This window comes from Roseibium sp. RKSG952, assembly GCF_009711355.1.
On sequence record NZ_SMMF01000537.1, the window covers coordinates 1 to 1,666 of the forward strand.

General features: G+C 53.0%; 2 protein-coding genes. One reads left to right on the forward strand and one right to left on the reverse strand.

The genetic code is table 11. The annotated features are described in order from the left end of the window. Positions 1-74: 74 nt before the first annotated feature. The gene (locus E1297_RS02065; RefSeq protein ID WP_155133278.1) at positions 75-998 is read right to left on the reverse strand and encodes a LysR family transcriptional regulator; all 924 of its coding nucleotides are present in this window, start codon (positions 996-998) and stop codon (positions 75-77) included. 103 nt (positions 999-1,101) lie between these two features. Here E1297_RS02065 and E1297_RS02070 point away from each other — a divergent pair, with 103 nt between their 5' ends. Then, complete coding sequence (locus E1297_RS02070; protein ID WP_155133281.1) at positions 1,102-1,599, forward strand: lactoylglutathione lyase family protein; 498 nt, start codon at positions 1,102-1,104, stop codon at positions 1,597-1,599. The last annotated feature ends 67 nt before the right edge of the window (positions 1,600-1,666 follow it).

Genomic DNA, 1,666 nt, shown 5'->3' on the forward strand with positions numbered 1-1,666 from the left:
GCCCGGACACCAGATTCAACCATAGCTCGGCGCCTAGCCGTACTGCTTTCGCAGCCTCGTGGTACATCCGGTCACTAACCGGCGCGGCCTGTCCGCTCAAGACGACGGTGTTCCAAAACGGTGGCGATCAATCTGATCATATTTGCGAGGTGTTTGATCCGGGCCGGCATATGCCGCCCGCGACGGCAAACAAGCCATAGATCCAAAAAACGCCTTTCCCGCATATCCGCCACTTTTACCTGATCCCGTCCGGGAAAGGCCAGAAATCCGTTTCTGGGAAGGATCGTGTAGCCAACACCAGCGGCAACAGGAGCAGGAATCTGCCCGATCTGATTTACAAACGCGCGCGCCCGCAGCCGGTCACTCCCCTGAAAGTCACTGGGGAAATTGGCCGAAAACACCAGATCAGCATAAGCATATCCGTCGGGGTGGGCGATAAATCCCAAGCCCTCCAATGTCTCCAAGTCCGGATTGCTACATGCCATGCTTGAAGGCAGGAGCAAACACAGTTCTTCCGTTCCCAAATATTCGGCTGCAAGTCTCGGATGACCGGGGTTGTGCCCGATCACACCCAGATCCAGCCTACCTTCAAGTACACCATTCAGAATATTTGACTGTGGTGCTGCCTCTTGATGAATAACCAGTTGTGGAGAAGCTTGCATTGCGGACAGCAACTCGGGAAGCAAAAGCATCGCAAAACTGCCGGAACATCCGATGGAAACACGTCCGATATCGCTCCTGTCTTCGCTAATCCCTTCCAGCAGCTGCCGGTCCTCATCTCGGCGTTTTTGTCCGAGTGCGAAGACTTGCTCGCCAGCAGAAGTCAGGGAAAAGCTCTTCCCTTGTTGCCTCACCAACGGCTGCCCCACGGCGGCCTCCAGTTTGCGCAAATGCTGTGACACGCCGGGCTGGGTCATGCCGAGAATGTCGGCGGTTTTGGTGAAATGCCCAGTTTCGCACAGTACGACAAAGGTTTTCAGCCAACGGGAATCCAGCATATTCAATTATCCAGCATTATGATTTTCCAAAGGATTGATAATTTCCCATCGCGCTCGGGTCACCCTAATTTCCAGATGTAACCCCGCCTGAAAGGACACCACCATGAAACCAGTGCCACGCACAATGTCCCATATCGGTCTATCGGTCCCCAACCTTGAGGAGGCCGTCAAATTCTATTCCGATGTACTGGGCTTTTATGTGATCATGCCGCCAACCGAAATCATTGAGGACGACAGCGATATCGGACGGATGTGTACCGATGTATTTGGCGCGGGATGGGGCCGTTTTCGCATTGCACATCTGTCCACCGCAGACCGGATCGGATTTGAACTGTTCGAGTTTGAGGGCAATTCGGCCCCGCAAGACAATCTCGATTTCCGCCGACACGGGACGTTCCACTTTGCAATTCAGGATCCGGATGTTGAAGGATTACTTGAGAAAATCATCGCCGCTGGTGGCAAGCAACGCATGCCGATCCGTGAGTACTTTCCGGGTGAAAAACCTTACCGGATGGTCTATGTCGAAGACCCTTTCGGCATTGTCTTCGAGCTATACAGTCACAGCTACGAACTCACCTATTCGGCAGGCGCCTACAATTGAATAGGTATTTACCCCGGTGTGAAATCAGGTGAATCTAAGAGTCTGATTCAAAAGTTCACGCGTAAAT

Excerpts from the sequence above, each read along its gene's own strand:
- E1297_RS02070 (WP_155133281.1), top strand. The coding sequence starts at position 1,102 with ATGAAACCAGTGCCACGCACAATGTCCCATATCGGTCTATCGGTCCCC.
- E1297_RS02065 (WP_155133278.1), bottom strand. The coding sequence starts at position 998 with ATGCTGGATTCCCGTTGGCTGAAAACCTTTGTCGTACTGTGCGAAACT.